Origin of the sequence: Pseudonocardia sp. WMMC193 (assembly GCF_021728735.1) — a bacterium.
GTDB lineage: Bacteria > Actinomycetota > Actinomycetes > Mycobacteriales > Pseudonocardiaceae > Pseudonocardia > Pseudonocardia oroxyli.
In genome coordinates this window covers 3,470,228-3,496,471 of record NZ_JAKKDO010000003.1, presented here as the reverse complement: position 1 = coordinate 3,496,471, position 26,244 = coordinate 3,470,228, and the positions used below count along the sequence as shown (strand labels likewise).

Annotated in this window: 24 protein-coding genes; 11 read left to right on the top strand and 13 right to left on the bottom strand. The window is 72.9% G+C overall.

The window, feature by feature from the left end:
- Nucleotides 1-3: 3 nt before the first annotated feature.
- From L3X23_RS18030 to L3X23_RS18000, 7 genes are all read left to right on the top strand, one after another.
- The gene (locus L3X23_RS18030; RefSeq protein ID WP_237193288.1) at nucleotides 4-873 is read left to right on the top strand and encodes a hypothetical protein; all 870 of its coding nucleotides are present in this window, start codon (nucleotides 4-6) and stop codon (nucleotides 871-873) included.
- Complete coding sequence (fahA, locus tag L3X23_RS18025) at nucleotides 870-2,051, top strand: fumarylacetoacetase (protein ID WP_237193287.1); 1,182 nt, start codon at nucleotides 870-872, stop codon at nucleotides 2,049-2,051. The genes L3X23_RS18030 and fahA overlap by 4 nt, the downstream gene beginning before the upstream one ends.
- Nucleotides 2,052-2,247: 196 nt before the next feature.
- Nucleotides 2,248-4,626 carry a LuxR C-terminal-related transcriptional regulator gene (locus L3X23_RS18020; protein ID WP_237193286.1) on the top strand — a complete coding sequence of 793 codons (2,379 nt, stop codon included), beginning with the start codon at nucleotides 2,248-2,250 and terminating at the stop codon, nucleotides 4,624-4,626.
- 220 nt (nucleotides 4,627-4,846) lie between these two features.
- Nucleotides 4,847-6,121 carry a styrene monooxygenase/indole monooxygenase family protein gene (locus L3X23_RS18015; RefSeq protein WP_237193285.1) on the top strand — a complete coding sequence of 425 codons (1,275 nt, stop codon included), beginning with the start codon at nucleotides 4,847-4,849 and terminating at the stop codon, nucleotides 6,119-6,121.
- A gap of 1 nt (nucleotide 6,122) precedes the next feature.
- Nucleotides 6,123-6,638 carry a flavin reductase family protein gene (locus L3X23_RS18010; RefSeq protein WP_237193284.1) on the top strand — a complete coding sequence of 172 codons (516 nt, stop codon included), beginning with the start codon at nucleotides 6,123-6,125 and terminating at the stop codon, nucleotides 6,636-6,638.
- A 26-nt stretch (nucleotides 6,639-6,664) separates the two neighbouring features.
- Nucleotides 6,665-8,104, top strand: a complete 1,440-nt coding sequence (locus L3X23_RS18005) for an aldehyde dehydrogenase family protein (protein ID WP_237193283.1) — start codon at nucleotides 6,665-6,667, stop codon at nucleotides 8,102-8,104.
- A gap of 52 nt (nucleotides 8,105-8,156) precedes the next feature.
- Nucleotides 8,157-8,867 (top strand): EthD family reductase, encoded by a 711-nt coding sequence (locus L3X23_RS18000; RefSeq protein ID WP_237193282.1) that lies wholly within the window; start codon nucleotides 8,157-8,159, stop codon nucleotides 8,865-8,867.
- Here L3X23_RS18000 and L3X23_RS17995 read toward each other — a convergent pair.
- From L3X23_RS17995 to L3X23_RS17970, 6 genes are all read right to left on the bottom strand, one after another.
- On the bottom strand, nucleotides 8,831-9,751 hold the full coding sequence (locus L3X23_RS17995) for a shikimate dehydrogenase (RefSeq protein ID WP_237193281.1): 921 nt from the start codon (nucleotides 9,749-9,751) through the stop codon (nucleotides 8,831-8,833). The genes L3X23_RS18000 and L3X23_RS17995 overlap by 37 nt on opposite strands.
- Complete coding sequence (locus tag L3X23_RS17990) at nucleotides 9,751-11,055, bottom strand: MFS transporter (protein ID WP_237193280.1); 1,305 nt, start codon at nucleotides 11,053-11,055, stop codon at nucleotides 9,751-9,753. The genes L3X23_RS17995 and L3X23_RS17990 overlap by 1 nt, the downstream gene beginning before the upstream one ends.
- 89 nt (nucleotides 11,056-11,144) lie before the next feature.
- Nucleotides 11,145-11,984: a sugar phosphate isomerase/epimerase gene (locus L3X23_RS17985; RefSeq protein ID WP_237193279.1), complete on the bottom strand. Its 840-nt coding sequence runs from the start codon at nucleotides 11,982-11,984 to the stop codon at nucleotides 11,145-11,147.
- Nucleotides 11,985-12,050: 66 nt separating this feature from the next.
- Complete coding sequence (locus tag L3X23_RS17980) at nucleotides 12,051-13,148, bottom strand: maleylacetate reductase (protein ID WP_237193278.1); 1,098 nt, start codon at nucleotides 13,146-13,148, stop codon at nucleotides 12,051-12,053.
- On the bottom strand, nucleotides 13,145-14,041 hold the full coding sequence (locus tag L3X23_RS17975; protein ID WP_237193277.1) for an intradiol ring-cleavage dioxygenase: 897 nt from the start codon (nucleotides 14,039-14,041) through the stop codon (nucleotides 13,145-13,147). The genes L3X23_RS17980 and L3X23_RS17975 overlap by 4 nt, the downstream gene beginning before the upstream one ends.
- Nucleotides 14,038-14,655 (bottom strand): nuclear transport factor 2 family protein, encoded by a 618-nt coding sequence (locus L3X23_RS17970; protein ID WP_237193276.1) that lies wholly within the window; start codon nucleotides 14,653-14,655, stop codon nucleotides 14,038-14,040. The genes L3X23_RS17975 and L3X23_RS17970 overlap by 4 nt, the downstream gene beginning before the upstream one ends.
- A 189-nt stretch (nucleotides 14,656-14,844) precedes the next feature.
- Between L3X23_RS17970 and L3X23_RS17965 the strand changes: the two genes are divergently transcribed.
- A complete protein-coding gene (locus L3X23_RS17965) occupies nucleotides 14,845-15,594 on the top strand; it encodes an IclR family transcriptional regulator (RefSeq protein WP_237193275.1) in 750 nt (249 codons plus the stop codon).
- Between the two features lie 394 nt (nucleotides 15,595-15,988).
- Here the strand turns inward: L3X23_RS17965 and L3X23_RS17960 are convergent, their stop codons facing one another.
- Both L3X23_RS17960 and L3X23_RS36215 read right to left on the bottom strand, forming a co-directional pair.
- Nucleotides 15,989-16,198, bottom strand: coding sequence for a hypothetical protein (locus tag L3X23_RS17960; protein ID WP_237193274.1), 210 nt, complete (start codon nucleotides 16,196-16,198; stop codon nucleotides 15,989-15,991).
- A 58-nt stretch (nucleotides 16,199-16,256) separates the two neighbouring features.
- A complete protein-coding gene (locus L3X23_RS36215) occupies nucleotides 16,257-17,495 on the bottom strand; it encodes an acyl-CoA dehydrogenase family protein (RefSeq protein WP_237193273.1) in 1,239 nt (412 codons plus the stop codon).
- 227 nt (nucleotides 17,496-17,722) lie between these two features.
- On the opposite strand from L3X23_RS36215, the gene L3X23_RS17950 reads away from it, so the two are divergent.
- Entirely contained in the window at nucleotides 17,723-18,625 is a 903-nt protein-coding gene (locus L3X23_RS17950) for a LysR family transcriptional regulator (protein WP_237193272.1), read from the top strand.
- Between the two features lie 24 nt (nucleotides 18,626-18,649).
- On the opposite strand, the gene L3X23_RS17945 is transcribed toward L3X23_RS17950, so the two are convergent.
- Entirely contained in the window at nucleotides 18,650-19,744 is a 1,095-nt protein-coding gene (locus tag L3X23_RS17945) for an alpha/beta hydrolase (RefSeq protein ID WP_237193271.1), read from the bottom strand.
- Between the two features lie 145 nt (nucleotides 19,745-19,889).
- The gene (locus L3X23_RS17940) at nucleotides 19,890-20,747 is read right to left on the bottom strand and encodes an SDR family NAD(P)-dependent oxidoreductase (protein WP_237193270.1); all 858 of its coding nucleotides are present in this window, start codon (nucleotides 20,745-20,747) and stop codon (nucleotides 19,890-19,892) included.
- 202 nt (nucleotides 20,748-20,949) lie between these two features.
- Here L3X23_RS17940 and L3X23_RS17935 point away from each other — a divergent pair, with 202 nt between their 5' ends.
- Nucleotides 20,950-21,810: a helix-turn-helix domain-containing protein gene (locus L3X23_RS17935; RefSeq protein WP_237193269.1), complete on the top strand. Its 861-nt coding sequence runs from the start codon at nucleotides 20,950-20,952 to the stop codon at nucleotides 21,808-21,810.
- Between the two features lie 44 nt (nucleotides 21,811-21,854).
- On the opposite strand, the gene L3X23_RS17930 is transcribed toward L3X23_RS17935, so the two are convergent.
- Both L3X23_RS17930 and L3X23_RS17925 read right to left on the bottom strand, forming a co-directional pair.
- The gene (locus tag L3X23_RS17930) at nucleotides 21,855-22,679 is read right to left on the bottom strand and encodes a universal stress protein (RefSeq protein WP_237193268.1); all 825 of its coding nucleotides are present in this window, start codon (nucleotides 22,677-22,679) and stop codon (nucleotides 21,855-21,857) included.
- A 9-nt stretch (nucleotides 22,680-22,688) separates the two neighbouring features.
- Entirely contained in the window at nucleotides 22,689-23,672 is a 984-nt protein-coding gene (locus L3X23_RS17925) for a nitroreductase (RefSeq protein ID WP_237193267.1), read from the bottom strand.
- Between the two features lie 157 nt (nucleotides 23,673-23,829).
- Here L3X23_RS17925 and L3X23_RS17920 point away from each other — a divergent pair, with 157 nt between their 5' ends.
- Nucleotides 23,830-25,545: a GAF domain-containing protein gene (locus L3X23_RS17920; protein ID WP_237193266.1), complete on the top strand. Its 1,716-nt coding sequence runs from the start codon at nucleotides 23,830-23,832 to the stop codon at nucleotides 25,543-25,545.
- Here L3X23_RS17920 and L3X23_RS17915 read toward each other — a convergent pair.
- Nucleotides 25,542-26,189: a response regulator transcription factor gene (locus tag L3X23_RS17915; RefSeq protein WP_237193265.1), complete on the bottom strand. Its 648-nt coding sequence runs from the start codon at nucleotides 26,187-26,189 to the stop codon at nucleotides 25,542-25,544. The two genes, L3X23_RS17920 and L3X23_RS17915, sit on opposite strands and share 4 nt — an antisense overlap.
- Nucleotides 26,190-26,244: the final 55 nt, after the last annotated feature.

The following is a 26,244-nucleotide window of genomic DNA, read 5'->3' as shown; positions in this document are numbered from 1 at the left end:
GGGGTGAGCGACCGGATTCCCGCCGTCGTCGCCGGGCTGTGCGACGACGCGGCGGTCTTCCCTCCGGGCCTGGCGTCGCTGCCCGACGCGGTGCGGGCCTACCGCGACCGCGACGGCACCTGGTTCCGCGGGCTGGTCGGGCCGCTCGTGCTCGCCGCCGCCGCCCTGCCCCGGCTCACACGGCTGGTCCCGGCCGGGGCCGCCCTGCCGCTGGCGGTCACGCTCCCGGGAGGGCCCGCCGACCTGCCGGGCGTGCTGACCCATGTGACGGGGGCGGTCACCCTGCGGGCGATCGAGGTCGCGGTCCCCGCGGACGCGACGGTCAGCGGGTTCCTTGCGGAGCTCGACGCCGCCCTGCCCGCGGACCCCGCGTTCGACGTGTACGTCGAGGTGCCGCGGGACGTCCGGCGAGACGCGGTGCTGGTCGCCCTGGCCGAGTCCGAGGGGCGGCTCCGGGCGAAGTTCCGTACCGGCGGGGTCCGGGCCGACCTGCATCCGGACGAGGCCGAGCTGGCCGCGGCGCTCGCCGCGGTGGTCCGGTCCGGGGTGCCGTTCAAGGCCACGGCCGGCTTGCACCACGCGCTGCGCAACACCGATCCGGAGACCGGGTTCGAGCGACACGGCTTCCTCAACCTGCTGCTCGCGACGGACGCCCTGGCCCACGGCGGCGGCGAGGACGAGGCACGCGCGCTGCTCGCCGAACGGGACGGGACGGCCGTCACGGAGCTGGTCACCCGGCTCGTCCCGGCTCGGGTCGCGCGAACCCGGGCCGCCTTCGCCTCGTTCGGCACCTGCAGCATCACGGAGCCGCGCGACGAGTTGCTCGACCTGGGCCTGCTCGTCCCGCCCGTGCGAGAAGGAGTACACGCATGACCGCCGTCGACGTCCCCGCCGGATCGCCTTTCGGCCCCGAGAACCTGCCCTACGGCGTGTTCTCGGTCGGTGGGGGAGCCCCGCGCGTCGGGAGCCGGCTCGGCGACACGGTGCTCGACCTGTCGGCGCTGCTCACGGAGCCGGACGACGCGGTGTTCGCCGCACCCACGCTGAACCCGTTCATGGCCCAGGGCCCGGCCCGTTGGGCGCGGGTCCGGGAGCGGCTCACCGCGCTCGCGGGGGCGGACCTGCCCACCGCAGCCCTGCACCCGGTGCAGGACGTGACCCTGCACCTGCCCGTCGAGGTCGCCGACTACGTGGACTTCTACGCCTCCGAGCACCACGCCGCCAACCTCGGGCGGCTGTTCCGGCCGGACGCCGCGCCGCTGCTGCCCAACTGGAAACACCTGCCGGTCGGCTACCACGGCCGATCGAGCACCGTCGTGGTGTCCGGGACCGACATCGTGCGCCCCTGCGGCCAGCGCAAGACCCCCCAGGAGGACGCACCGACCTACGGCCCCTCGAGGCGGCTGGACATCGAGGTGGAGCTGGGCTTCCTGGTCGGGGTCGGCACCGGGCTCGGCGACCGCATCCCGGTCGAGGACTTCGCCGCGCACGTCTTCGGTGCGGTGCTGGTCAACGACTGGTCCGCCCGGGACATCCAGGCCTGGGAGTACGTCCCGCTCGGCCCGAACCTCGGCAAGAGCTTCGCCACCTCGATCGGGGCATGGGTGGTGCCGCTGGCGGCGCTGGCCGAGGCCCGGGTGCCGGTGCCCGGCCAGGACCCGCAGCCGGTGGAGTACCTGCGCGGCGGAGAGGACTGGGGCCTGGACGTCGACTTCGCGGTCGACTGGAACGGCGAGGAGGTCGCCCGCCCGCCGTACCGGGAGATGTACTGGTCCCCGGCCCAGATGCTCGCGCACATGACCGTCAACGGGGCCACGGCCCGCACCGGCGACCTGTTCGCCTCCGGCACCGTGTCCGGCCCCGAACGCCACCAGCGCGGTGCGTTCATCGAGCTGACCTGGGGCGGCGCCGAGCCGGTCACGGTCAAGGGCGAGGAGCGGACGTTCCTGGAGGACGGGGACGAGGTCGTCATCTCGGCGACCGCCCCGGGTCCGGACGGTGCCCGGATCGGGTTCGGTGAGGTCACCGGCACCATTCGACCCGCGCGGTAGGCCTCGTGGCCGAACTGGAGGCGACCGCCCGGCTGCACTCGCGCTGCTCCCACCGGCGGTGGATCGCCGCCTCCGGCAGGGCGCCCCGCGATGAGTTCCGCTCACGTTCTACCTCGCCTTCTCCTGCTTTACAGGCGGTACGCGACCTCGCGATAGTGTGCTCTGCTGCAGCGCAACCCGGTGCCGAGGAGTGCTGATGAGCTCGACGCCGAGCCCACCCCGCATGGTGACCGGCAGACCTGTGGACGGGTGCCGGGTGGGTGCGGGCAAGCTGCCCGAGACGGTGACCAGTTTCGTCGGCCGCGACGAGGAGATCTCGGTGGGCCGCCGGTTGCTCGACGGGTCCCGGCTCACGACGCTCGTCGGGCCCGGCGGGGTGGGCAAGACCCGGTTGGCCGTGGAGCTGGCCAGGGCTGCCCGGCGCGGCTTCCCGGACGGTGTGTGGATGGTGGAGCTGGCCTCGTTGACCGACGAGGCGGACGTCGCCGAGGCGGTGGCGGCGGCGCTGGACCTGCGAAGCTCGTCGGCCCTGGTCACCGAGCACCTCGTGGCGCACCTCGCCGAGCAGGCGCTGCTGCTGGTCCTGGACAACTGCGAGCATGTCCTCGGCGGGTGCCAGGCCCTGGCCGACGTGGTGCTGCGGCACGCCCCCCACGTCCGGCTGCTGGCCACCAGCAGGCAGCCGCTCGCGATCACGGGTGAGCAGGCGGTCGCCGTCCGGCCGCTGGCCACACCCGAGCCCGACGCGGAGCTGACCCTGCGGGCCGCGCGGACCTACCCGGCCGTGCGGCTGCTGGAGGAGCGGGCGAGCGCGACCGCCGCCCACTTCCGGCTGACCGAGTCGAACGTCGGCACCGCTGCGCAGCTGTGCGCCCGGCTCGACGGTCTGCCCCTGGCGATCGAGCTCGCGGCGGCGCGCCTGCGGTCGCTGTCGATCGAGCAGCTGCTGGCGCGCGTCGAGGACCGGTTCCGGATGTTGTCGCAGGGCGACCCGACCGCCCTGCCGCGCCACCAGACGCTGCGGGCGCTGGTGAGCTGGAGCTTCGACCTGTGCTCGCCGGGCGAGCGCGAGCTGTGGGCCCGGATGTCGGTGTTCTCCGGCGACGCGAGCCTCGAGGCCCTGGAGGCCACCTGTTCCGACAGTGGCGACGTGCTCGACCTCGTCGACGGACTGGTCGGCAAGTCCATCCTGCTGGTGCGCGAGCAGCGTGGGGCCGTCCGCTACCGGATCCTGGAGTCGCTGGCCCAGTTCGGGCTGGAACAGCTCGAGGCGACCGGCGGCACGCGGGCGGCCCGGGAGCGTCACCGGCGCTACTACGCCGAGATGGCGCGGACCGTGCGCCGCGAGTTCTGGGACGCCGATCAGGCGACGCACCTCGCCGAGCTGCGCGACGACCGGACGAATCTCGCCGCGGCGTTCGACTCCTACCTGGCCGACGAGGACCCGGCGCACCGCGTGTCCGGGCTCGCGCTGGGCGCGGACATGCGCTTCCACTGGGTGATGGGTGGGCACCTGCAGGAGGGGCGCCGGCGCCTCGAGCAGGCCCTGAGCGCGGTGCGGACGGCCGGTCCCGAGCGGGCGGAGGCGCTGTGGTCCTGCGCGTGGGTCGCTGCGCTGCAGGGGGACGCACTCGGCGCCCGGACGCACCTGGCGGAGAGCGCCGCCTACGCCCTCGCGGCCGGGGACGAGCGGGCGGCCGCGCACTGCCGCACCTGGACCGGAACGGTCGCGCTGTTCACCGGCGACCTCGACGGTGCGGAGGCGAGCTACGCCGCGGCGATGGCCGGGCACCGGCGGGCGACGGATCTCGAGGGCATCCTGATGACCCAGTTCCAGCTCGCGATCACCGCCTCGCTGCGCGGTGACCACGAGCAGGCCGACGACCTGTGCGCGGAGGCCCTGGAGGTCAGCGAGCGCCACGGGGAGACCTGGGCGCGCTCCTACACCCTCTGGGCCCAGGCCCATGCGGCGTGGACCCGCGGCCTGCACGACCGGGCCGAGCAGCTGGCCCGGGAGAGCCTGCGACTGAAGGTCCGCTTCGACGACCGCCTCGGATCGGCGCTGGTCACCGAGCTGCTCGCGGCGGTGGCGTGTTCGGCGGGCAGGTACGTCGACGCGGCACGGCTGTTCGGAATGGCCGACCAGTGGTGGCGGGCCATGCGCACCACGCTCTCCGCGTTCGGCCCCCACCTGGCCCGCTCCCGCCACGAGGCGAGCCGCGCGTGCGAGACGGCGCTGGGGCAGAGTGCCTACGCCAGGGCCGTCGAGGAGGGGCTGTCGCTGCCGCGCGAACAGCTCTGGGCGGCGCTGACCGAGGGGCGTGCTGTCGAACCGCCGGTCCGACCTGCGCCCGCGGGCCTGCTCCCGGCGAGCGCGGCCGCGGTGGCCCTGACCCGGCGCGAGCAGGAGGTCGCGAGCCTGCTCGCCACCGGCATGAGCAACCGCGAGATCGCCGCGGAGCTCGTCATCTCCTATCGCACGGTCGAGGGCCACGTGGAGCACGTGCTCTCCAAGCTCGGGCTGCGTTCCCGGGCCGAGGTCGCCGCCTGGGCGGCCGGTCTCGTCACGCGCTGAGACCCGCGCCGCCCCGTCCCGCCCGGCTCCGAGCTGCTCGTGGGCCTGGTCGGTGCGCCGGCCGAGGTCGTCCCGGCCCGAATCGGGTGGCGCCACGCGGCTACGCACCGCATCCACGTGGTCCTTCACGTGGTTTCCCCCGTTCGCCGGGAGTGCCCCGGCCCACAGAGTGGTCCCAGCTCCGCTTACTGGGCGGAGTCGGACTACAAGGAGGTAGCACGTGAGCTCCATCGCCATCATCGGCGCCGGGCACGGCGGCCTGCAGCTGGCCTTCGGTCTGCTGCGCGACGGGCACGACGTGACCGTCTACTCCGACCGCACCCCCGAGCAGATCGCCACCTCGCGCCTCCCCTCCAGCAATGCGGTCTTCGGGCGCGCGCTCGACCGCGAGCGGGCGCTGGGCATCTGCTTCTGGGACGGTGAGGACCCGCTGATCGACACCACCCAGGTGCGGGTGACCAACGGGCCCGACGGGGACGTGGCGATCCAGTTCGACGGCCGGTTCGCCCAGCACGGCCAGTCCGTGGACCAGCGGCTGAAGTTCTCGACCTGGTTGGCGGCCTACGCCGACCGTGGTGGCAAGGTCGTCTACGGCGCAATCGACCTGGCCGGGCTCGACGGCATCGCTGCGGCCAATGACCTGACGATCGTCGCCGCGGGCAAGGGCGAGATCGCCCGGATCTTCGAGATCGACTCCACCCGGATGACCTACGACCGCCCGCAGCGCTCGATCGGCATGTTCGCACTGGTCGGCACCGAGCACCCGTCGCCGGACGGCGTGGCCTACAACATCCGCCCCGGTGTCGGTGAGGCCTTCGGCATCCCGATGGTCACCGCGGCGGGCCCGGCGGTCACCTGGGTCATGGAGGCCATCCCCGGCGGCCCGATGGACCGCTGGTCGCAGGCCACCAACGCCCAGGAGGCGCTGGAACTGGCCACGCGCACCTTCGCGGACTTCTTCCCGTGGGAGTCGGCCCGCTACGCGAACGCCCGCCTCTCCGACGACAACGGCTGGCTCGCCGGTGCCGTCCCGCCCCTGGTGCGCAAGCCGGTCGCCACGCTGCCGTCGGGCCGCAAGGTCATCGGCATGGCGGACGTGATCGTGCTGAACGACCCGTGCACCGGACAGGGCGCCAACAACGCCAGTGCCCACGCGGGCGTGGTGTACGAGCTGATCGCCGAGCGCGCCGACGGCCCGTTCGACGAGGCGTGGATGCAGTCCACCTTCGACCGGTTCTGGGACTACGCCCAGCACCCGACGATGTTCACCAACGCCATGCTGGCCCCGCCGCCCGAGCACGTCGTCGCCCTGTTGGCCACCGCGGGTTCGGTGCCGGAGATCGGCAACCGCTTCAGCAACGCGTTCAACAACCCCGCGGACCTGCAGAACTGGTTCTTCGACCCGAAGCTGGCCCAGGCCTACATCGGCGAGGCGACGGCGCGCGAGCAGCTCCGCCGAGCAGGCCGCAAGGACCTCGCACCCCTCGGAGGCTGACATGACGACCGCGGAGGACCTGCCGCTCCTGCCTGCCGACGACCTGCGCGTCTACCGGCGCTCGCTCGGCACCTTCCCGACGGGGATCACGGTGATGACCGCCGCGCACGAGGGCACCCGGGTCGGGGTGACCGCGAACTCGTTCGCGTCGGTGTCGCTGGAGCCCCCGCTGGTGCTGTGGAACCTGAAGGCGACCTCGCCGAGTCTGCCCGTCTTCCGGGAGTCGGGTCATTTCGCGGTCAACGTGCTGGCCTGGCACCAGGAGCCGCTCTCGATGCGGTTCGCCACCCCGGCGGACGACAAGTTCGCCGAGCTGGACGTCACCGACGGACTGGGCGGCGCCCCGCTGCTGGACGGGTGCGCCGCCCGGTTCGAGACCGAGCTCGTGCACGAGTACGTCACCGGCGACCACGTCGTCCTGTTCGGCGAGGTCCGGCGCTACAACAACTTCCATCGCGAGCCGCTGATCTTCCTGCGTGGCAGGCACTGCCGGCTCGAGCAGCCGCTCATCGGCTGACCCCCTCCTTCACGACGAGGTGATCTGTGCACACCGATCTGTTCATCGACGGCCGGTGGCGGCCCGGCGGCGCCGGCTCGTTCGCCACCCTCGACCCCGCCACCGGAAAGCCCCTCGCCCAGGTGGCGCAGGCCGACGGCCAGGACGTCGACGACGCCGTGGCCGCTGCCGCGCGGGCCTTCGCGTCCCCCGAGTGGGCCGACATGACCCCCTCCGCGCGGGCGCGGCTGCTGTTCCGGCTGGCGGACCTGCTCGAGGAGCACGCCGACGAGATCGCCGCGCTCGAGACCAGCGACCAGGGCCAGCCCCTGTTCGTCTCGCGCTCGATCTCGCTGCCGAACGCGATCGAGCACTTCCGCTACTACGCGGGCTGGGCCACCAAGATCACGGGGATCACCGCCCCGCTGTCCACCCCCGGGGTCGACTACCGCACCCGGCGCGAGCCGCTCGGGGTCTGCGCGCTGATCACGCCGTGGAACTTCCCGCTGACCATCCTGAGCTGGAAGCTGGCGCCCGCACTGGCGACCGGCAACACGGTGGTCATCAAGCCGGCCGAGCAGACTCCGCTGACCACCGTGCGGCTCGCCGAGCTGGTGGCCGAGGCGGGCTTCCCGGCAGGAGTGGTCAACGTCGTCAACGGCGGACCCGAGGTCGGGCGCGCGCTGGTCGAGCACCCGGATGTGGCCAAGGTGTCCTTCACCGGGTCCACCGAGGTGGGGCGCGAGATCGGCGCCAGCACGGGCCGCAGCCTCAAGCGGGCCTCGCTGGAGTTGGGCGGCAAGACGCCGAGCATCATCGCCGCGGACGCGGACATCGACGCCGCCGTCCAGGGCAACCTCATCGGCGGCACGCTCAACTCCGGGCAGGTGTGCGCCGCCTACTCGCGGCTCTACGTCCACCGCAGCCGGGCGGACGAGTTCGTCGACAAGCTCTCGGGTGCCGCCGCGTCGATGACGTTGGGCCCCGGGTCGGCCCCCGACACGCAGCTGGGCCCGCTGGTCTCAGCCGAGCACCTCGCGAACGTCGACGCGCTGGTCCAGGCCGGCGTCGCCGAGGGCGCGCAGCTGGTCACCGGCGGCGAGCGTGCGGGCGGCGACCTGGCAGACGGGTACTTCTACCGCCCGACGGTGTTCGCCGGTGTCCGGCAGGACATGCGGATCGCCCGCGAGGAGATCTTCGGCCCGGTGTTGTCGGTCCTGACCTACGACGACCCCGACGAGATCGCCGGCCGGGCGAACGACTCCGACTTCGGCCTCGCCGCGGTCATCTGGTCGCGCGACATCGGCACGGCCAACCGGCTGGCGGCCTCGGTCAAGGCCGGGACGGTGTACATCAACCTGCCGCCGATGCTCGACGCGGCGGCGGCCTGGGGCGGCATGAAGTCCTCCGGCATCGGCCGCGAGATGGGCTGGGAGGCGATCCTCGCCTACACCGAGGTCAAGAGCATCTGGACCTCACTGGCCTGAGAAGCCCGCTCCCCACCCCGGCTCCCCACCCCGACTCGACGAGGAGTTCCGCATGCACAAGCTGGTCGTGCTCTACCCGCCCCCGACCGACCGGGAGGCGTTCCGCACCCACTACGAGAACACCCACCTGCCGCTCGCGGCCGCCCTGCCGGGGCTGCGGTGCTCCCGGTACGCCTACGACGTGCAGGCGGCCGGGCCGGACGGATCGCCCTACTTCGCGATCTTCGAGGCCGAGTTCGACTCCGCCGAGGCGATGGGCGCCGCCCTGCAGTCGCCCGAGGGGGCGGCCGTGGCGGCCGACGTCCCGAACTACGCCACGGGCGGCGCGCACATCGTCCACTACGCGCCCACCGCCGCGGCGGGACCGGACCCGCGGCAGGTGATGCTGGACTACCTGGCCGCCTGGAGCAGGCAGGACGTCCACAGCATCGTCGCCATGATGGCGCCGGAGGGCACCTACCAGGACCCGTCCCTGCAGGCCCCGGTCTCCGGCGACCACCTGGCGAAGTACCTGGAGGGACTGTTCGCCGCCGTCCCCGACCTGTCCCTGACCGTCCTGGGCGCGGCCGCGGACGGGCCCGACACCGCCGTCGCGTACTGGCGGATGACGGGCACGGCGACCGGGCCGGGCGCGCAGTCGAACGGCGGCCGGTTCGATATGCCGGGCGGAGACATCCTGCGGATCGATGCACAGGGCCGCATCGTCTGGACCGAGGCGCTCTACGATCAGCAGACCTTCGTGTCCCAGGGCGGGTTCGCCTGACTCCCACCGGGGACCGGAGCACCTGAACCCCGCGCAGCGCCCACCGGGGGGAGGATCCCGAAGAACTCGCCTTGAGCGGCGATCTGCCCCTGGGACATCTGCCGGCCTCGGAAGAGGGTGCAGCCGATCGCCCCGGCGGCGTCGAGGAGCCGGGTCCCTCCCGCCCGGTTGATGATGTCGGCGACCGCGGTGGCTCGGGTGACTCCGGCGAGGTCGATCGGGAGTGGATCCGTCGGTCGCATTCCGGAGGGGGTCGCGTTGATCAGGATGTCGTAGCCCCGGCCTCGCGGAGCGGTGGACCGGGAGTCGACGCCGTCGGCGCGCAGGCCCGCCACGAGAGCATCGGACCGGCCGCCGTCGACGTCCGCGATGTCGCAGGTGGCCACGCCTGCGTCACCCAGGGCGAAGGCGATGGCGGTGCCTGCTCCGCCTGCGCCGACGACGAGCACGCGTCGGCCCCGTACCGGACCGACGGCCTGTTCGAACGCGTCGAGGAACCCGACGCCGTCGACCATGTCCGCGACCCAGCAGGAGTCCCGGGGATCGACGCGGAGCACGTTGACGGCGCCGATCCGGCGGGCGCGCTCGGTCGTCCGGTGTGCGAGTGAGTAGGCGGCGACCTTGTGCGGCATGGTGACGATCAGGCCGATGAGGTTTCGCCACCGGCGAGCGGCGTCGAGGAACAGGGCCAGGTCGTCCGCTCCGACCTCGATCGGCATGCACAGGGCGTCGACGCCGGTGGCGGCGAACTGCTCGCCCCACAGCCGGGGCGACTCGACGTGGTGAACCGGATCCCCGATGATTCCGAGCGTCCGAGTCCGCCCCGTGGGCAGCGGCGACGTCAGCGGACTCGTGACCTCGGGGTACCGGCCGGTGTGTCCCATCAGGACCGCCCGAGCTCAGCGGTCGGGGTGCGGTACGTCTCGCGCGCGGTGAGGGCCGCGACCGCGGCGACCGCACAGAAGCAGCTGGTGAAGACGGCGACCGGCAGCCAGCCGAAGTCACCCGGGCCGGCGATGGCGGCACCGACCAACGGAGTGATACCCATCGAGAGGAAACCGATCTGCGTCCCGAAAGCGACTCCGGAATAGCGGATCGACGCGGGGAACATCTCGCAGAAGAATGCGGTGTAGATCGCGTTCGTCGCGCTGTAGGCCACTGCGGTCAGCAGAATGGAGGCCCCGATGACGAGGGCGATGTTGCCCGAGGTGATCCCGAGGAAGTACGGATAGATCGCCAGTCCGGAGGCCACGGCCCCGCCGACGTAGACGGGCTTGCGGCCGAACCTGTCCGACAGCATGCCGTAGAGCGGAATGGTGGCGAGCGACGCCGCGGCACCGATGACGACGACCCACAGCATGGTCGAACGGGACACCCCGTGCGAGGTCGCGTACGACAGGCCGTACACCGAGGCGATGGTGTTCACCATCGTGATGCTCGAGGCGCAGATGACGCGCAGGAGATCCTTCCACTTGTCGCGCAGGACGCTGAGGATGGGGATCCTCTTCTCCTCCCCGGCCTGCTCGACCTCGGTGAAGGCATCGGCCTCGGGAAGGCTCCGCCGCACGGTCCAGGCCACGGCGAACGGCAGCACACCGAGCAGGAACGGCACCCGCCAGCCCCAGCTCAGGAGCTGGTCCTCGGGGAGCAGGGCGACCGGGACGAACGCCAGGGTGGCGAGGATGACCCCGGTCTGGTTGCCGACGAGCATCCAGCTCGTGAAGAACGCCCGTCGGTTGTCGGGTGCGTGCTCGAGTGTCAACGTACCGGCACCGGTCTGCTCCCCGGCGGCGGAGAAGCCCTGCAGGGCACGGCAGAGGACGAGCAGGATCGGCGCCCAGACCCCGATCGTGTCGTAGTCCGGTAGCAGACCGATCACCACGGTGGCCGCGCCCATGACGGACAGGGTCAGCATCATCATGCGCTTGCGCCCGACCTTGTCGCCGAAGTGCCCGATGACCACGGCGCCGATCGGGCGGACGACGAAGGCGACGCCGAACGTCGCGAAGGCGAGCAGCGTGCCGACCGACGAGTCCGTCGCCGGGAAGAACACCTTTCCGAACACGAGAGCGGCGGCGGTTCCGTAGATGAAGAAGTCGTAGTACTCGACGGAGCTTCCGAGAAAGCTGGCGATCGCGGCTTTCCTGGGCACTGCGGTGCCGGCGGCGATCGACGTCGGTGTGGACACGTCTTACTCCTTTGGAAGAGCTGTGGAGAAACAGAACGCTAAGGCACGGATGGCGGTGCACCAATGGCGTGGTGCCGCTCAGTGGCAGCTCACGTCGAGTGCGGAGAACCCTGAGCTGATCGGGCCAGATCGAGGACGCGCAGTGTCGTGAACATGACCTCCTCGGCGACGACGTCGAGCGGGAGACGCTCGAGCGCGTCCGAGATCGGTTCCACGCTCACGGGAGGGAACCGCTCGGCCACCTCGCCGATCCGGCGCAGGAAGCCGACCGTGTCGAGGCCGCCTCGGCCCGGGTAGGTCCGCAGGTGTCGGGCCTCGCGGGCGAGTTCCACCCCCGGACGGGCCGACACGTCGGACAACTGCACGACGGCGACCTCCCGGAGCACCTCGTCGGTGAGGTCTGCGGTCACGCCTCCGGACCGGAAGAAGTGGACGATGTCCAGCACGACCGCGGCGTTGGGGGTGCCGGCGTGGGCGACCAGCCGACGGCCCGCGGCGAGGTCGCGGACGGCGGAGTACGGCATGAACTCCACCGCGATCGGCGTGCCGGGGTGGCGCTCACACACTGCCGCGAAGTCGTCGGCGATCCGCGCCGGCTCCCCGGTGAACGCCGCGACGTGGACGCGGTCCGGGTCGAGCACCCCGATGAGCTCCTCGACCAGCGCGTTGGCGTGCCGGACCGGACCGTCCTCCGCCATCCGGACGAGCTCCAGCTCGGCGACCGTCAACCCCGCGTCGGCGATGCGCTTCGGGAGCTCGTCGAGGGCGATGCCCCGCTCCAGCGCGGAGACGCACTGGCCCACGGTGAGCCCGATCCCCGGGAAGGCGCTCGCGGACGCGGCGTCGAGGATGTGGGCGAACGGGCGGTCGCGGAAACAGATGGCGCCGAGCGCCAGCGCGGCCGGGGTACGGCGGTAGAGCGATGACATGTCGTTCTCCTCAGACGTCGATGAAGGGCGACCCGGCCGACGACGCCGATTCTCGGGTGAGCGTGGTCACGGGGTCTGCGCATCCGACCGCCGGTCCGGCGGAGGGCTCGGGACCGCACCGGTCAGAGCGTTCCCGAGGAGGTGCCGAAGCAGTACCCCGGTGACGGGGACGGGATTGGCGTACGGCGCGGCGAGGACCCGTTCGACGACGACGTCCACCCCGTCCATCGGCATCCCCAGCCGCTCGAGCGCCATGTCGGCACCGAGTCTCCGTGCCGTGTCGAAGAGGTGCGCGGCCGGGTCCTCGACGCCCAGCGCCTCCTGGAGCGCGGTGCGAGCCGGCGCGGCGGCGGGCAGGTTGGCGGCGAGCACGTGGGGCAGGACCGCGGTGTGGACCTCTGCATGTCCCAGGTCGAAGGTGCCACCGAGCACATGACACAGCTTGTGGTGCAACGACATCGTGGTGGAGCCGAGCACCGAGCCTGCCAGCCAGGCCCCGTAGAGGGCCTCGGCGCGCGAGTCCACGTCGTGCGGGTCGGCGGCCACACGGGGGAGCGCCGCCACGAGGGCGCGAACCGACTCCCGGGCGATCAGGGACGTGATCGGGGAGGCGTCGGGGGCGTAGAGCGCCTCGGCCGCGTGGGCCAGGGCGTTGAAGCCGCTGGTCACCGCCACGGCCACGGGCAGGGTGACGGTCAGGGCCGGGTCGTAGATCACCAGCGCCGGGAGCACCCGGGCGTCGCGGCCCGTGGTCTTGCCGCCCCGGTCGGTCAGGCCCCAGACCGAGGTCATCTCCGAGCCCGCGTAGGTGGTGGGCACGGCGACGATCGGGAGCCCGGTCTCCTTCGCGACGGCCTTCGCCAGGCCGACCGCGGATCCCCCGCCCACCGCGAGACACCCGTCGGCAGACAGCTCGGTCGCGCGCTCCACCGCCTTCTCGGCGGTGGCGACCGGAACGTGCATCTCGGCATGCGGGTGCAGGCCCACCACCCACTCGCCCACGGGCTCGGCGAGTCGTCGGGCGAGGTCGGCCTGTGGCGGAGTGCAGACCACGAGCAGCCTGCGCAGGCCGGCCCGCTCGATCTCGTCCGCCAGCCGGTCGGCGGCGCCGATCCCGAACACGACGCGGCCCGGGCGACCCTCGTGGACGAACCGGAGTGTCATCGCCGGGCCTCCGTCGGGTCGAGGACGATGTCGAACTCGAGCAGGCGGAAGGGGTTCGCGGTCCGATAGTGCGCGGCACGGGCCGGGTCGTCGACGACCTCAACGGGCCTGATCAGCGACTGTTTGACTCCGAACACCGTGTCCGAGTCCAGATACGGACTGCCCTCGACGAAGACGTGGGTGGTCAGCGGCTCGTGGTCGGCGGCTCCGGCGATGACGTGGATGTGAGCGGGTCGGTTCGGGTGCCGGGCGGTGGCCGCCAGCAGCTGCCCGACCGGCCCGTCGTCCGGGATCGGGTAGTAGCGCGGCACCACCGTGCGCAGCCAGAACCTCCCGTCGTCGTCGGTGGTGAACAACCCGCGCAGGTTGCGCTCGGGCTGCACGTCGGGCTGCTGGACGTCGTAGTAACCGGCGCCGTTGGCCTGCCAGACGTCGACCAGCGCGCCGGACAGCGGGGTCCCGTCCGCGGATCGGACCTGCCCGGTGAAGACGCACGGCTCGCCGTTCCCGTCGAGCGAGATGGTCGCCCCCAGCTCACGCGGAGGGGAGTCCACCATGTGGAACGGCCCGAGCACCGTGGTGTCGGTCGCCTCGGTGGACCGCCGGTTGTTGATCGCGTCGACGAGCATGGACACCCCCAGCACGTCGGACAGCAGGACGAACTCCTGTCGCGTGTCGTCGCACTTCTGTCCGACGGCGGTGAGGAAGTCGACTGCCTGCTGCCACTCGGCGTGACTCGGCTCCACCTCCTTGACGAACGCGTGCAGGTGCTCGACCAGGCTCGCCATCACCGTCCGGAGGCGCGGGTCGGGGGTGTTCCGGAAGCTCTCGACGACGACGTGGACCGAGTTCGCCTCGCTGAACCCGCGCTCCGCCGAGACCGCACTGCTCACAGCGGGGTGCCCGCGCTGTCGGCGCCGGCGAGCCACTTCTCGCCCTCGTCGTACAGCAGGCGCACCGCCTCCCCGTTCAGGCCGGGCAGCCCGGCCTTCACGGTGAATCCCGCCTTCGTCTGGACGTAGCCCAGGTGGCGGTAGCCCGGGGGGAACCGGGTCAGGAGCTCGCCGTCGAGCTCGAGCCGGACCGCGGGGTCGACGACGTCGAGCCGGTCCTTCTCGTAGATCGGCTGTCGGCGGACGATCTTCCAGCCGTCGGTCTCGCGGCTGCAGAAGTCGTAGAAGCGGCCCGTGCACACGACGTCCACCTCGACGCCGTCCACGTGCGCCCGCTGACTGATCGTCATCTTGGTCTGGGCGATCGCCCGGTCGGCCACGACGTCGGACGTGTGCCCCCCGAGGAAGTGCAGGATGTTGACCCCGCTCTCGAACCCGGTGCGGCTGGCCGCGATGAACTCGGCCGCGGGGCCTTGGAACCACGTCGCCGTCATCCAGCCACTGGACGGATGCCACACGGTGGCAAACCGATCCCAGTCCCCGGCGTCCCGCCAGAGTGCCCAGTTCTCGACCAGCTCGCGCAGAGCCGTTCTGTCGTTCCGGCTGTCCGACACCTCGGCCACCTCCTTGTGGGCGGCCGACCGTGCTCCGATCGCGCCGCCGCTCGATCCTGTCGTTCCCGCCGATCGTGGGCGGGGAGCACGACGACACGCCACCCTTGCCTGCCACTCAGTGGCAATGCGCCGTGGATCGGCGAGCGGCCCTGCCCTACCGTCGCGTCGGGGCAGCCGAGGAGGACGACCATGGCCGGGCGCATCGGAACACCGGGGCAGACGGTCTCGTCGCGCCTCCTGGCCGTTCTCGAGTGCTTCGACGTCGCCCACCCCACGCTCTCGCTCACGCAGATCGCCGGGCGCAGTGGCCTGCCCGTCTCCACGGCCCGCCGGCTGATCGGTGAGTTGCAGGCCTGGGGCGGGCTCGAACGACTCGACGACGGCAGCTACCGCATCGGCATCCGGCTGTGGACGATCGGCTCGCTCGCCCCGCAGCAGCGCGGGCTGCGCGATGCCGCGATCCCCTACATGCACGACCTCTTCAGCGCGACGCAGGAGAACATCCAACTCGTGGTGTTGGAGGACTCCGACGCGCTCTGCATCGAGAAGATCTCCAGCGACAAGGCGGTGCCCACCCGGACCCATGTCGGCGGCAGACTCCCCCTGCACGCGACGGGCGTCGGCAAGGCGCTACTGGCCCACTCGGAACGAGCCCTCCTCCCGAAGCTCCTCGACGCAGGCCTGGCCAGGCTGACCCCACACACGATCGTCGAGCCCGGCCGGCTCGCGGCGGCTCTCGCCGAGGTCCGGAGCTCCGGTCTGGCCTACTCCTACCAGGAGATGACGATCGGGGCGGTGTCCGTCGCCGCCCCGATCCTCTCGCACGACGGGCGGGTTCGGGCGGCGCTCGGGATCGTCGCACACAGCAGCGCCGCGCTCGACCGCCTCGCCCCGGCCGTCCGCACGGCGGCCCTCGGCATCGCCCGGACCGCCAGATGAGGGGGCCGGGCAGCGGCCCGGCGAGAGCGGCTCGTCCGGCGACTCGCCACCGACGGCGAAGGCCTCACCGCCGGACAGGTCGTCCTCTCCGGCGGGCTCACCGCCGCCGTCCCGGTCGGCCCCGGCGACGTCCTCACCGCCACCATCGACCGCCTCGGCTCCCTGGAGCTCCGCTGCCGCTGAGTATCCGGTGAGTCGGCAGCTCGTCGCCAGGTGTCGTACTCGCGCGCGGCGGGCCTCCTCGTGAGCCGTCATGAGGGCTCCGCGGAGGCGGACCGAGCGCGTGGCGTGGGGTGGTGCCGACCGCCGCGCCGGCGACGATGAGCTGCACGAGCAGCTCCAGCCGGTCGATTCCCCTGGTCACGCCGGCGGCCATCGCGGTCGCCGGATGGGATCAGATCGGTCCGTCCTCCTCCTCGGGGGCGATCCGGCGCTGCTCGAGCACGTCTGCGGGGTCGGCCTCGATCGTGGGGTCGAACTCCTCGTCCGCGAGCTCGGTGTCGCGCTCCTCGAGGTCCTGCAGGTCCGTGGCCGGGTCCGTGGCGATCTCGTCCCGCCCGATGAGGTCCGGGCGGGCGCTGCTGTGGTCGGTCGCGTCGGTCATGAGTGCCACCTACCCCGCTGAGGACGGGGGAACACCTCCGCCGCGGCCGTCGCCCGGTTCACGCCGGGGGGTTCAGCCCGAGGAGGGAACGGGCGTACACCGTGGCCCACGAGCCGTGCTGCGCGTTGACGTGCGTCTTGTAGGTGGAGACGTCCCGCAGGTACCGCTGCATGCGCCGGCCGTTCGCCAGCGCGCTGGAGCCACTGGCCGCGGCCAGCATCTCGACGGCCTGGCAGGCGAGTTGGCCGGACTGGCGGGCCGTGACCGAGAGGGCCTGGTCGTCCAGTGCGGAGAAGGGCTCGCCGCCGGACAGGCCACGGGCGGCGTAGGCGAGGTAGTCGTCCGCGACCGACAGGATGATCCGCTGCGCGCTGTCGGCCAGGGCGGTGGCCAGGCCGAGGTTGCGCTGGTGTTCCGGATCGTGGCTGCGCGGCGTGAAGGGCGGCAGCGGGGTGTTCTTGGTGGTGATGATCCGCTGGTACTCGTCGACCGCCGCCCAGGCGGTGCCCGCCACGATCGAGCACAGCTGGATGTTGAAGAACGCCATCAGCCGGCCCGCGTACAGCGGGTTGCCGTGCAGTTCCACACCCGGCCCGTCGGTGGTGTCGTTCGCAAGGTGGGCACCGGACACGTAGTCGTGCGGAACGAGGACGTCCTCGGCCACGACGCTGTTCGAGCCACTGCCGCGGAAGCCCAGGATCTCGCCCCAGTTGTCGAGCATCCGCCAGCCGGAGGGCACGAGCACCAGGCCCGGCGTGGGCAGGCCGCCCTCGCCGTCGACGATGAGTGCACCACCGAGGAAGTGCGTGGAGACGTTGACCCCGGAGGCGTAGTCCCAGCGCCCGTTGACCAGGTACCCGTCGGGGGTCCGCGTCGCGGTGGCGCTGGGGGCGACCGGTAGCGGGGCCCGGAAGTCGCCGTCCGGCCCGAACACCTCGCGCTGGGTGCGCTCCGGGAAGCGGCCTGCCACCACCAGGCTGTGCGAGGCGGCCAGACACAGGTTCCAGCCGCTGGACGGGCAGCCGCGGGCCACCTCGGTGACCATCCGGGAGTAGGTCCGCAGGTCGAACTCGTAGCCGCCGAAACGGCGTGGCTGGAGGGCCCGGTAGAAACCCGCCTGCAGGAACGCCTCGTGCGTGTCCTCGGAGATGCCGGCCCGTTCGTCGGTCTCGTCCTGGTGGTCACGGAGCCAGGCCCTCATGCCGGTCGCCCGGCGCACCAGCTCCTCCGGTGTCAGGTCCGGCTCCGGCTGCGGAATCTCGATCTCCTGCTCGGCTGCCTCGGTGGTCTCGGACACGGCGCACCTCGTCCTGGCTGCTGGTCTGGGGCTGGAGGCAGTGTCGGCGGCGCGAGGAAGGACCGTCCAATGCCGGTCACCACGGGCGTGATGAGTGCCGTGCATCACCGCAGCTCGACGGGGGTGGACGGGGACGCCGCACCGTTTCGCCTGCTGACGTGCGGGAGAGCGCGCTGTAGCCTGGCGCGGACGACAACGCCGTCGACCTCGCCCTTCTGGAGGCCTGAGTGGAACTCCGGAACCTGCGCCACTTCTCGGCGCTCGCCGAGACCTTGAACTACCGGGTCGCCGCAGCGCGTCTGCACCTCACCCAACCCGCGCTGACCCGATCGATCGTCGCCCTCGAACGCCAGTTGGGCGTCCAGCTGTTCGACCGCGACAAACGGCATGTGGCGCTCACCGCCGAGGGGGCGGAACTGCTCGAGCGGGCGGGTGAGGTGCTGGTCGACGCGGACCGGCTCGCCGCCGCCGCCGACGCGATCAGGGCCCGGCGACGGGAGGAGGTGCGGGTCGCGCTCTACGGGATGGCTCTCGCGGAGCTGACGCACCCGGTCATCGAGGCTTTCCGCGAGCGGTACCCCCACGTCAGGATCCAGGTGCACGAAGCGGACTTCCACCAGGGTCTCGCCCCGTTGCTGGCCGGCGAGTGCGACGTGGCGCTGCTGTCCCTGAGCGTCGACATTCCGGGCCTGACCCGCGTACCGATCTTCACCGAGCCCGTCTCGCTCGCGTTGTGGACGGGGCATCCGCTGGCCTCGGCCACCGCGGTGGACATGACCGAGGTCTACGACCTGCCCTGGGTCACCCCCCATCCGGAGGACGACCTGTGGGTGGGGGGACGCCGCGGCGACCACGACGCCCCGACGGTCGGCTCCCACGCCCGCTCGGTCCTGGACATGTCCTGGAAGATCGCCTACCAGCACATGGTGGGACTGATCCCGCTGTCGGGCGCCCGGATGTTCCCGCACCCCGGGCTGCAGGCCGTCGCTCCGAAGGAGCACCTCGACTCGGTGGCCGCGGTCGCCTATCCGAGCACGGGCCACTCGCCTGCCGCCCCGGCGTTCGCCGAGGTCGCGCTCCGGGTGGCCCGACGCGCGACCGCGGTTCCCCACGCCGAGCTGCCCCGGTAGGCCTGCGGCCCGCGGCGGTCTCCGTCACCGTCGAGCGGCGTTCTCCTCCATCGCTGCCCGCCGCGTCTCCAGCCACGCCATCAGCGCCTCGGCGACCTGGTCGGAGTTCTTCTCGCCCATGGGCAGGTGACCGTTGCCGGTGATGCCCATCGCCGGCAGGCGCAGCAGCTCGGCGTCCGCACCGGCCTGCGCCAGATAGTCGGCGACGCCGTGCTCGAACGCCGCGAACGGCGATGTGTCGGCCACGACGACGGCGATCGGGAAGCCCGTCAGGGTGGGCAGGGACCGGACGGGTTCGTCCTGTACGCGGCAGTCGAGCAACCCGTCGGCTCCGGCCGCCCGGACCCGGGTGCGCAGCTCGTGCGGATCCCGGACCGGCGGCTCGTAGGTGATCGGGGTCGCGGTGAGGCCCCAGTCCAGCCGGCCGAAGCCGGGCAGCTCGCCGAACGGCGGCCCGACCGGCTCCACCGCGATGATCGCCTCGACCAGCCCTGGCCGGGCGTCCGCGACGAGCCACCCGAAGGGGCCGCCCATCGAATGGGTGAGGAGCACGGCCGGGCCGATGCGGTCGAGCAGCTCGGCGCCGCAGCGCCGCATCTGCTCCTCGTTCTCGGCGAACGTCGGCAGCGCGGGTCCCTGGCCGGCCATCAGCTGGTCCAGCGCGGGGTCGCCGCCGATCTCGCCGCTGCCGGGCCACTGGCTCCCCGGTCGGCCCGCCCCGTGACAGAAGAGCCGGCCGATGAACTCGTACGTCGGCGCCGGGCCGTCCAGGGGGCCGAGGACGGCGGGATGGTACGGCGAGCGCCCGTGGCCCGGCCGGTCGACGACGTACACGGCGTAGCCCGCGCGGAGGAAGCGGGTGGCCCAGCCGGGCCGCCCGTCCGGCGTCGAGAGGTAGTCCGTGCCCTGGCCGCCGCCCCCGTGGACCATCACCACGGGCAGCGGATGCCGGAGATCGGCCGGGATCTGGTACTGGACGTACATCGCGGCCTCGGCGGCCGTCCCGGCCTCGGTCGGCCTGCGCCCGACACCGACCCAGAACGCGCCTTGCTCGCTGATCGTCAGCGGCGGGGCGGCAGGGGCGGGCTCAGCGGTTCCGGGTGGTGGGGAGATGGTCATCGGCGAGCCTCCGTCACGGTGTCTGTGCCCATGGCCAGCACTATCGGTGGCGGGCTCCGGGGCGGTCCAATGCCGGTCGGGGACGCCGTGATGCACGGCGCTCATCAGGGCCACTTCCCCCGGGGCCACCGTCGGGACGGGTGGGTCAGCTCGCGAAGTCGGTCGTGAGCGCCCGCGCGTGCCCGGCCTCGATGTCGGCGGTCAAGGTCTGCACCTTCGCCTGCGCGAGGCCGTAGGAGTCCGAGCCCAACAGCTGGTGCAGCGGGGCATCGCCGGTGTCGACCACGTCGATGATCGCGGTGGCGGCCTTGGCGGGGTCGCCCAGCTGGGTACCGGCCATCGCCTGGTGCTGCTCAGTCATCTCCCGGACGGCCGGGTAGGCGTCCGTGGTGGCCGCCGGCAGGCCCAGCGACTGCGGCCGCAGGAAGTCGGTGCGCAGGTAGCCCGGCTCGATGAGGTGCACCGCGATCCCGAGGTCGGCCACCTCCGCCGCGAGCGACTCGGTCAGGCCCTCCAGCGCGTACTTCCCCGCGCAGTAGAGACTCCAGCCCGGGAACGTGGTGAGGCCCAGGATGGACGAGATGTTGAGGACGTGTCCGCCGCGCTGGGCCCGGAACAGGGGCAGCGCCGCGCGCAGGACGTTCCAGACGCCGAAGACCTGGACGTCGAACATCGCCCGGGCCTCCGCATCGGTCACCTCCTCCACGGCGGCGAGGAAGCCGTAGCCCGCGTTGTTGACCACGACGTCCAGCCCGCCGAAGCGGTCGGTCGTGGCCGTGATCGCCGCCGCGACCTGCTCGGCGTCCGCGAGATCGACCTCCAGCGCGAGCAGCCGGGTGGTGTCGGTGTCGCCCAGCGCGGCGGTGAGGCGCGCTGCGGAGCGGGTGGTGGCCGCGACGTGGTCGCCGCGCTCGAGGAGCTGCGAGACGAGCTCGAGACCGAGCCCGCGGGAGGCCCCCGTGACGAACCAGGTGCGGGGTGCGGTGGGGGTGGGGTGCGCCATGTCGGTGTGCTCCGTCCGGATCGGTGTGTCGGCCGGCGTCCGCTCGCCGGTGATCACGAGTCTCCGATCGGGAGACGGCCCGTGGGGGGCCACGACAGGGGTGCTTCGACCTGGGTCTGCGCCAGCTGGGTCCCGGCTGACCAGGACTCGGCGACCCACGTTCGCGGCCCGTGAACAGGGGACGGTGCGGCATGATCGGGCCATGGCCGAGACGAACCGGGAACTGGCGGACTTCCTGCGCCGGGCCCGCTCGGAGCAGGACCCGCTGCGGGCAGGCCTGCCCGCGGACGGCCGGGTGCGGAGGGTGAAGGGGCTGCGCCGCGAGGAGGTGGCCCTGCTCGCCGGGGTGTCCACGGACTACTACACGCGGCTGGAGCAGGGGCGGTCGATCACCCCGTCGGAGGGGGTGCTCGACGCGGTCGCGCGGGCGTTGGGGCTGGACGACGTCGGTCGCGCCCACCTCGGGCACCTGGTCGGGGGCACCTCCCGCACCCGCGCGCCGCAGCGGGTGCAGCGGGTGCGCCCCGGGCTGCACCAGCTCCTCGACACCCTCGACGTCCAGCCCGCCCTGATCCTCGGCAGGCGTACGGACGTCCTGGCGTCCAACCGGATGCTGCGCGCGATGCTGACCGACTTCGACGCCGTCCCGGCGCCCCAGCGCAACTACGCACGCTGGATGCTGCTGTCGGACCAGGCCAGGGAGCTGTTCGTGGACTGGGAGGAGCAGGCCCGCAGCGCGGTGGAGAGTCTGCGGTTCGACTTCGGCGAGCACCCGCAGGACCGGGGCATCCGGGACCTGGTGGCCGAGCTGACCGCGCAGAGCGCGGAGTTCCGGACGTGGTGGTCGAGCCATCGGGTCTTCCAGCGCACCTTCGGGGCGAAGCGGCTGCGGCACCCGGTGGTCGGAGAGCTCACGGTCGACTACGAGACCTTCACGATGCCCGGTGACCCCGACCAGACCCTGTTCGTCTACACGACCGAGGCCGGCACCCGCTCCCGCGAGGCGATGGACCTGCTCGCCAGCTGGGCCCAGCCTGCGGGCAGGACTCGCTCGGGATCCTGAGGTCCCGCTGCGTGGCCCGCCCGGTGATCGTCACCTCGCCGAGATCACCGGGGCGGTCCGCCCCGGTTCGGCAAAGGGGGCTCGGCGGCGATCAGCACGGGGCAGGCCGCCAGCCGCAGGGCTCCGCGGGCCGCGGGTCCGAGCAGCGGCCGGTGGGGTTCGGCGGACCCCATCACGAGCAGCCGGGCGTGCGCGGAGCGGTCGACGACGACCTCCAGCGGGCGGCCCCGGGACAGGTGCACCGAGTAGGGCGGCGTCCCCCATCGCCACAGCCAGTCCTCGATGTCCTCCAGGGCCTCGGTGCCCTCCCGGGCGGAGCGGGCCGCGTGCACGACCTTCAGCGCGGCACCCGATCGGGCGGCGGCGTCCCGGGCCTGCCGGAGCACCGCAGCGTCCCTCGCGAGATCGCGGACCGCGGCCACCACCGGCCCGTCGGGGGACCCGCCCCGGGGGACGACGACCACCGGGCAGCGGGCCAGTCCCGCGATGTCGAGCGTGCGCGACGACGGCCCGGCGCCGTCGAACCCGAGCACCAGCAGGGCGGCGTGTCGCGAGGCCTGCACCAGGGCCGAGCGCGGGTCGTCCCCCGCGGTCTCGGCGCGGGTACGGACCTCGGGCTCGGCGTGGCGCGCCACGGTGTGGGCCCGGGCGAGGAGCCCGGCGGCGTGGTCGTGTCGAGACCCGGGCGGGCCGGCCGCGGGCGGGGCGGCGTGCAGCAGGGTCAGCTCGACCCCGCGCAGGACGGCCTCGTGCGCGGCCCACCGGGCCGCGCGCACACCCGCCTCGGTGCCGTCGACGGCGACGACCACCCCGGAGGTGGTGGGTCGGGTGCCCGGGCGGCGCGCCGCCGCGGACAGCGGCCTGGTCATTTGTGCTCCTCAGTGGACGGTGTGGACGAGGTCCGGGTAGGGGCGGCGTGGGGTGGTGGGGACGGGCCAGCCGTGGCCGAGTCGGAGCACGACCAGCGGAGGGCGGAAGCCACCGAGCATGCGGCGCAGGCTCTGGCGGGCGTCCGGGACCTCGACGAGCTGGGAGAGGAAGGAGGCGGAGAGGCCGTGGGTGGTGGCGGTGAGCAGCACCTGTTCGAGGGCCTCGCCCGCACGGACCTCCTCGTGGGGGCCGTCGGAGTGCGCGGTGAGCACGGCGATGATCGGGTCGGCTTCGAACCCGGGGTCCGGCCTCCCGTTGCCGCGGGTGAAGTCGCGCATCACCCACACCGAGTTGGGACGGGGGAGCGGGCCGCCCGACGCGGCGGGCACCCCGTCGGACCGGGGTTCGTCGTGGCCGGTCCAGCGTTCGAGCTCGGCGGCGAAGGCCGGGTCGGACACCTGGACCTCGTGGGCGTGGCGGGCGAGGTCGCTCAGCTCGGTCCGCTGGGCCGGGTCGGTCACCAGGTGCAGCCAGGCGCCCTCGTCCAGGGCGGCGCGGCGGAGGTCGTGCAGCGCGGCGGACGCGATCGCGCCGTCGGTGAACGGGGTGCGGTTGGTGTGCCTGCGGGGGATCGCCTCGAGCAGCCGCCGCTGCGCGGGGGTGGCCCGGCGCGTGCCGCCGCGGCGGACGATCGCGACCAGATCGGGCTGCGTCGGGTCGGGCAGCACGCTCACCAGCGGCTTGACCCCCTGCCCCAGCAGCGCGAGCCGGAGGTTGAGCAGCGCCGCTCCGCAGGCGATCCGCAGCTCGCGACCGCTCGGGTCGGCGACCCGCAGCTGCCTGGTCCGGTCGGCCCACAGCTCGATCGCGTGCTCGGAGACGCGGAAGGACCACGGTTGGGTGTTGTGCAGCGACGGCGCGCGGCTCGCCGCCCGGAGCACGTCGTGGAGCGCAGGCTCCCCCAGCCCGAGCGTCGCCGTCGTCTCGATCATCACCACTCCGCCGTGTCGTCCCGGATCCTCGTGCTCCGACACACGCTCCACGCCCGGCCGGGCACCGACTAGCGTCGAAGGTCCTCACCGGTTCGGGGTGTTCGGCCCGTCCGCGGACGGGCCGGGCCGCGGTGTGATGTGCAGGGAGGTGACGGTCATGGGGGTCGATCCCACGGGACGGGCGGGCTCGCCGGTGTCCGGTGTGCTGTCCGGGCTGCGGTTGCAGGAGCTGCTGGAAGAGGTGCAGGAGCGGCTCGGCCAGATCGCCGCGGGCCGCGACCGGATGCAGAGCCTGCTCGACGCCGTCCTCGCCGTGGCCGCGGGCCTGGAGCTGGAGACCACCCTGCGGCGCATCGTGCAGTCCGCCGTGGACCTGGTCGACGCCCGCTACGGCGCGTTGGGCGTGCTCGCCGCCGACGGCTCGATCGCCCGGTTCATCGACGTGGGGCTGCACCCCGGGCAGCGGGAGACGATGGGCCGCCCGCCGACCGGCAAGGGTCTGCTCGGCCAGCTGATCATGGAGCCGCGGCCGCTGCGGCTGGCCGACCTGACCGCGCACCCGGCCTCGGTGGGGTTCCCCGCGAACCATCCCCCGATGCGCAGCTTCGTGGGTGTGCCGGTACGGGTGCGGGAGGCCGTCTACGGCAACCTCTACCTCGCCGAGAAGCTCGGCGGGGGCGAGTTCACCGCGGACGACGAGGTGGTCCTGCAGGCGCTCGCGGCTGCCGCGGGGATCGCGGTGCAGAACGCGGACCTGTTCGAGCAGAGCAGGTCGCGGCAGCAGTGGCTGGAGGCACTGGCCGAGGTGCGCGCGGACGTCCTGGCGGGCGCGGGCGAGGAGGAGGTCCTGCAGCTCGTGGCGGTGCGCACCCGGGAGCTGACCCGGTCGGCCGCGGCGGTCGTCCTGCTCGGCCCGGACGAGGACGGGCGCTACCGCCTGGGCGCCTGTGACGGCGTCGCCGGGGACGACCTCCCGGCCGAGGGCATCGAACCCGGTGGCGCGCTCCAGGAGCTGGCCGACAGCCGGGGCCCGGTGCTGGCCGACACCCCGGGCACGCTCGTCGAGGCGCCGTGGGACGGCGCCGGGCTCGGACCCGTCGCCGTGGTCCCGATGCGCTCCGCGGAGCGCATCATCGGCGTCCTGATCGCGATCCGCGGCGCCGACGGCGACCTGTTCCAGCCTGCCGAGGTGCCGCTGGTGCTCTCCTTCGGCCAGCAGGCGGCGCTCGCGCTGGAGCTGGCGGAGAAGGGCCGCGCCCAACGGCAGCTCGACGTGCTCGCCGACCGGGACCGGATCGCCCGGGACCTGCACGACGTCGTCATCCAGCGGCTGTTCGCCACCGGGCTGCAGCTGCAGAGCACGATGCGCCGCTCGACCCAGCCGGAGGTGGCCGACCGCATCGCCCACGCCGTGGGCGAGCTGGACGAGACCGTGCGGGAGATCCGCACCTCGATCTTCGACCTGCACACCGCCGACCAGGGGGACCGGGGCCTGCGTCGCGCCCTGCTCGACACGGTGAGCGAGCTGGCCGCGGACTCCGGGCTCGTGGCGTCGCTGAAGACGTCGGGCGCGGTGGACACCCTCGTCCCGGCCGAGCTGGTGCCGCAGGTGCTCGCCGCCGCTCGGGAGGCGGTCAGCAACGCCGTCCGGCACTGCGGCGGGCGCACGGTGACCGTGACCGTGGAGGTGGGTGCGGACCTGGTGTTGCAGGTCGTCGACGACGGCACCGGCATCCCGGACGACGTCGCCCGCAGCGGGCTGCGCAACCTGGCCGACCGGGCGAGGGCCCTCGGCGGACAGCTCGACGTCGGCAGGCGCCCGGCCGGTGGGACCCGGCTGACCTGGCGGGTCCCACTGACCGAGCCCGCTTAGCGGGAGGTGCGGCGTCGGGTCGCGTAGACGGCGGCCTCGGTGCGGCGGGCGTAGCCGAGCTTGTGCAGCAGCGAGGAGACGTAGTTCTTGACGGTCTTCTCGGCGAGGTAGAGCTCCTGGCCGATCTGGCGGTTGGTGAGTCCGTCGGCGATGAGGTCGAGGATGCGTCTCTCCTGGGGGCTCAGCGAGTCGTAGCGGGGGTCCTCGGGTTCGTGGCGGCCGTGGCGGAGCCGGTCGAGCACGGTGGCGGTGGCTTTGGGGTCGAGCAGTGAGCCACCCGCGGCGACCGTGCGGACGGCGCCGATGAGGTCGGTGCCTGCGACCTGTTTGAGCAGGTAGCCTGCGGCGCCGGCGAGGATGGCGCCGAAGAGGGCTTCGTCGTCGGAGAAGGAGGTGAGCATCAGGCAGGCGGGGGCGGGGTCCATGGTGGAGCGGACCTCGCGGCAGACCGAGACGCCTTCGCCGTCGGGGAGCCGGACGTCGAGGATGGCGACGTCGGGTCGGGCGGCGGGGATGCGGGCGAGGGCTTGGGCGGCGGTGCCGGCCTCGCCGACGATCTGGATGTCGTCCTCGGTCTCGAGCAGTTGGGCGATGCCGCGGCGGACGATCTCGTGATCGTCGAGCAGGAACACCGAGATCGTCACGGGCTCTCCTTCGTGGGTGTCGGTTCCACGGTAGCCGCCGGTGACCAGGCCTGGG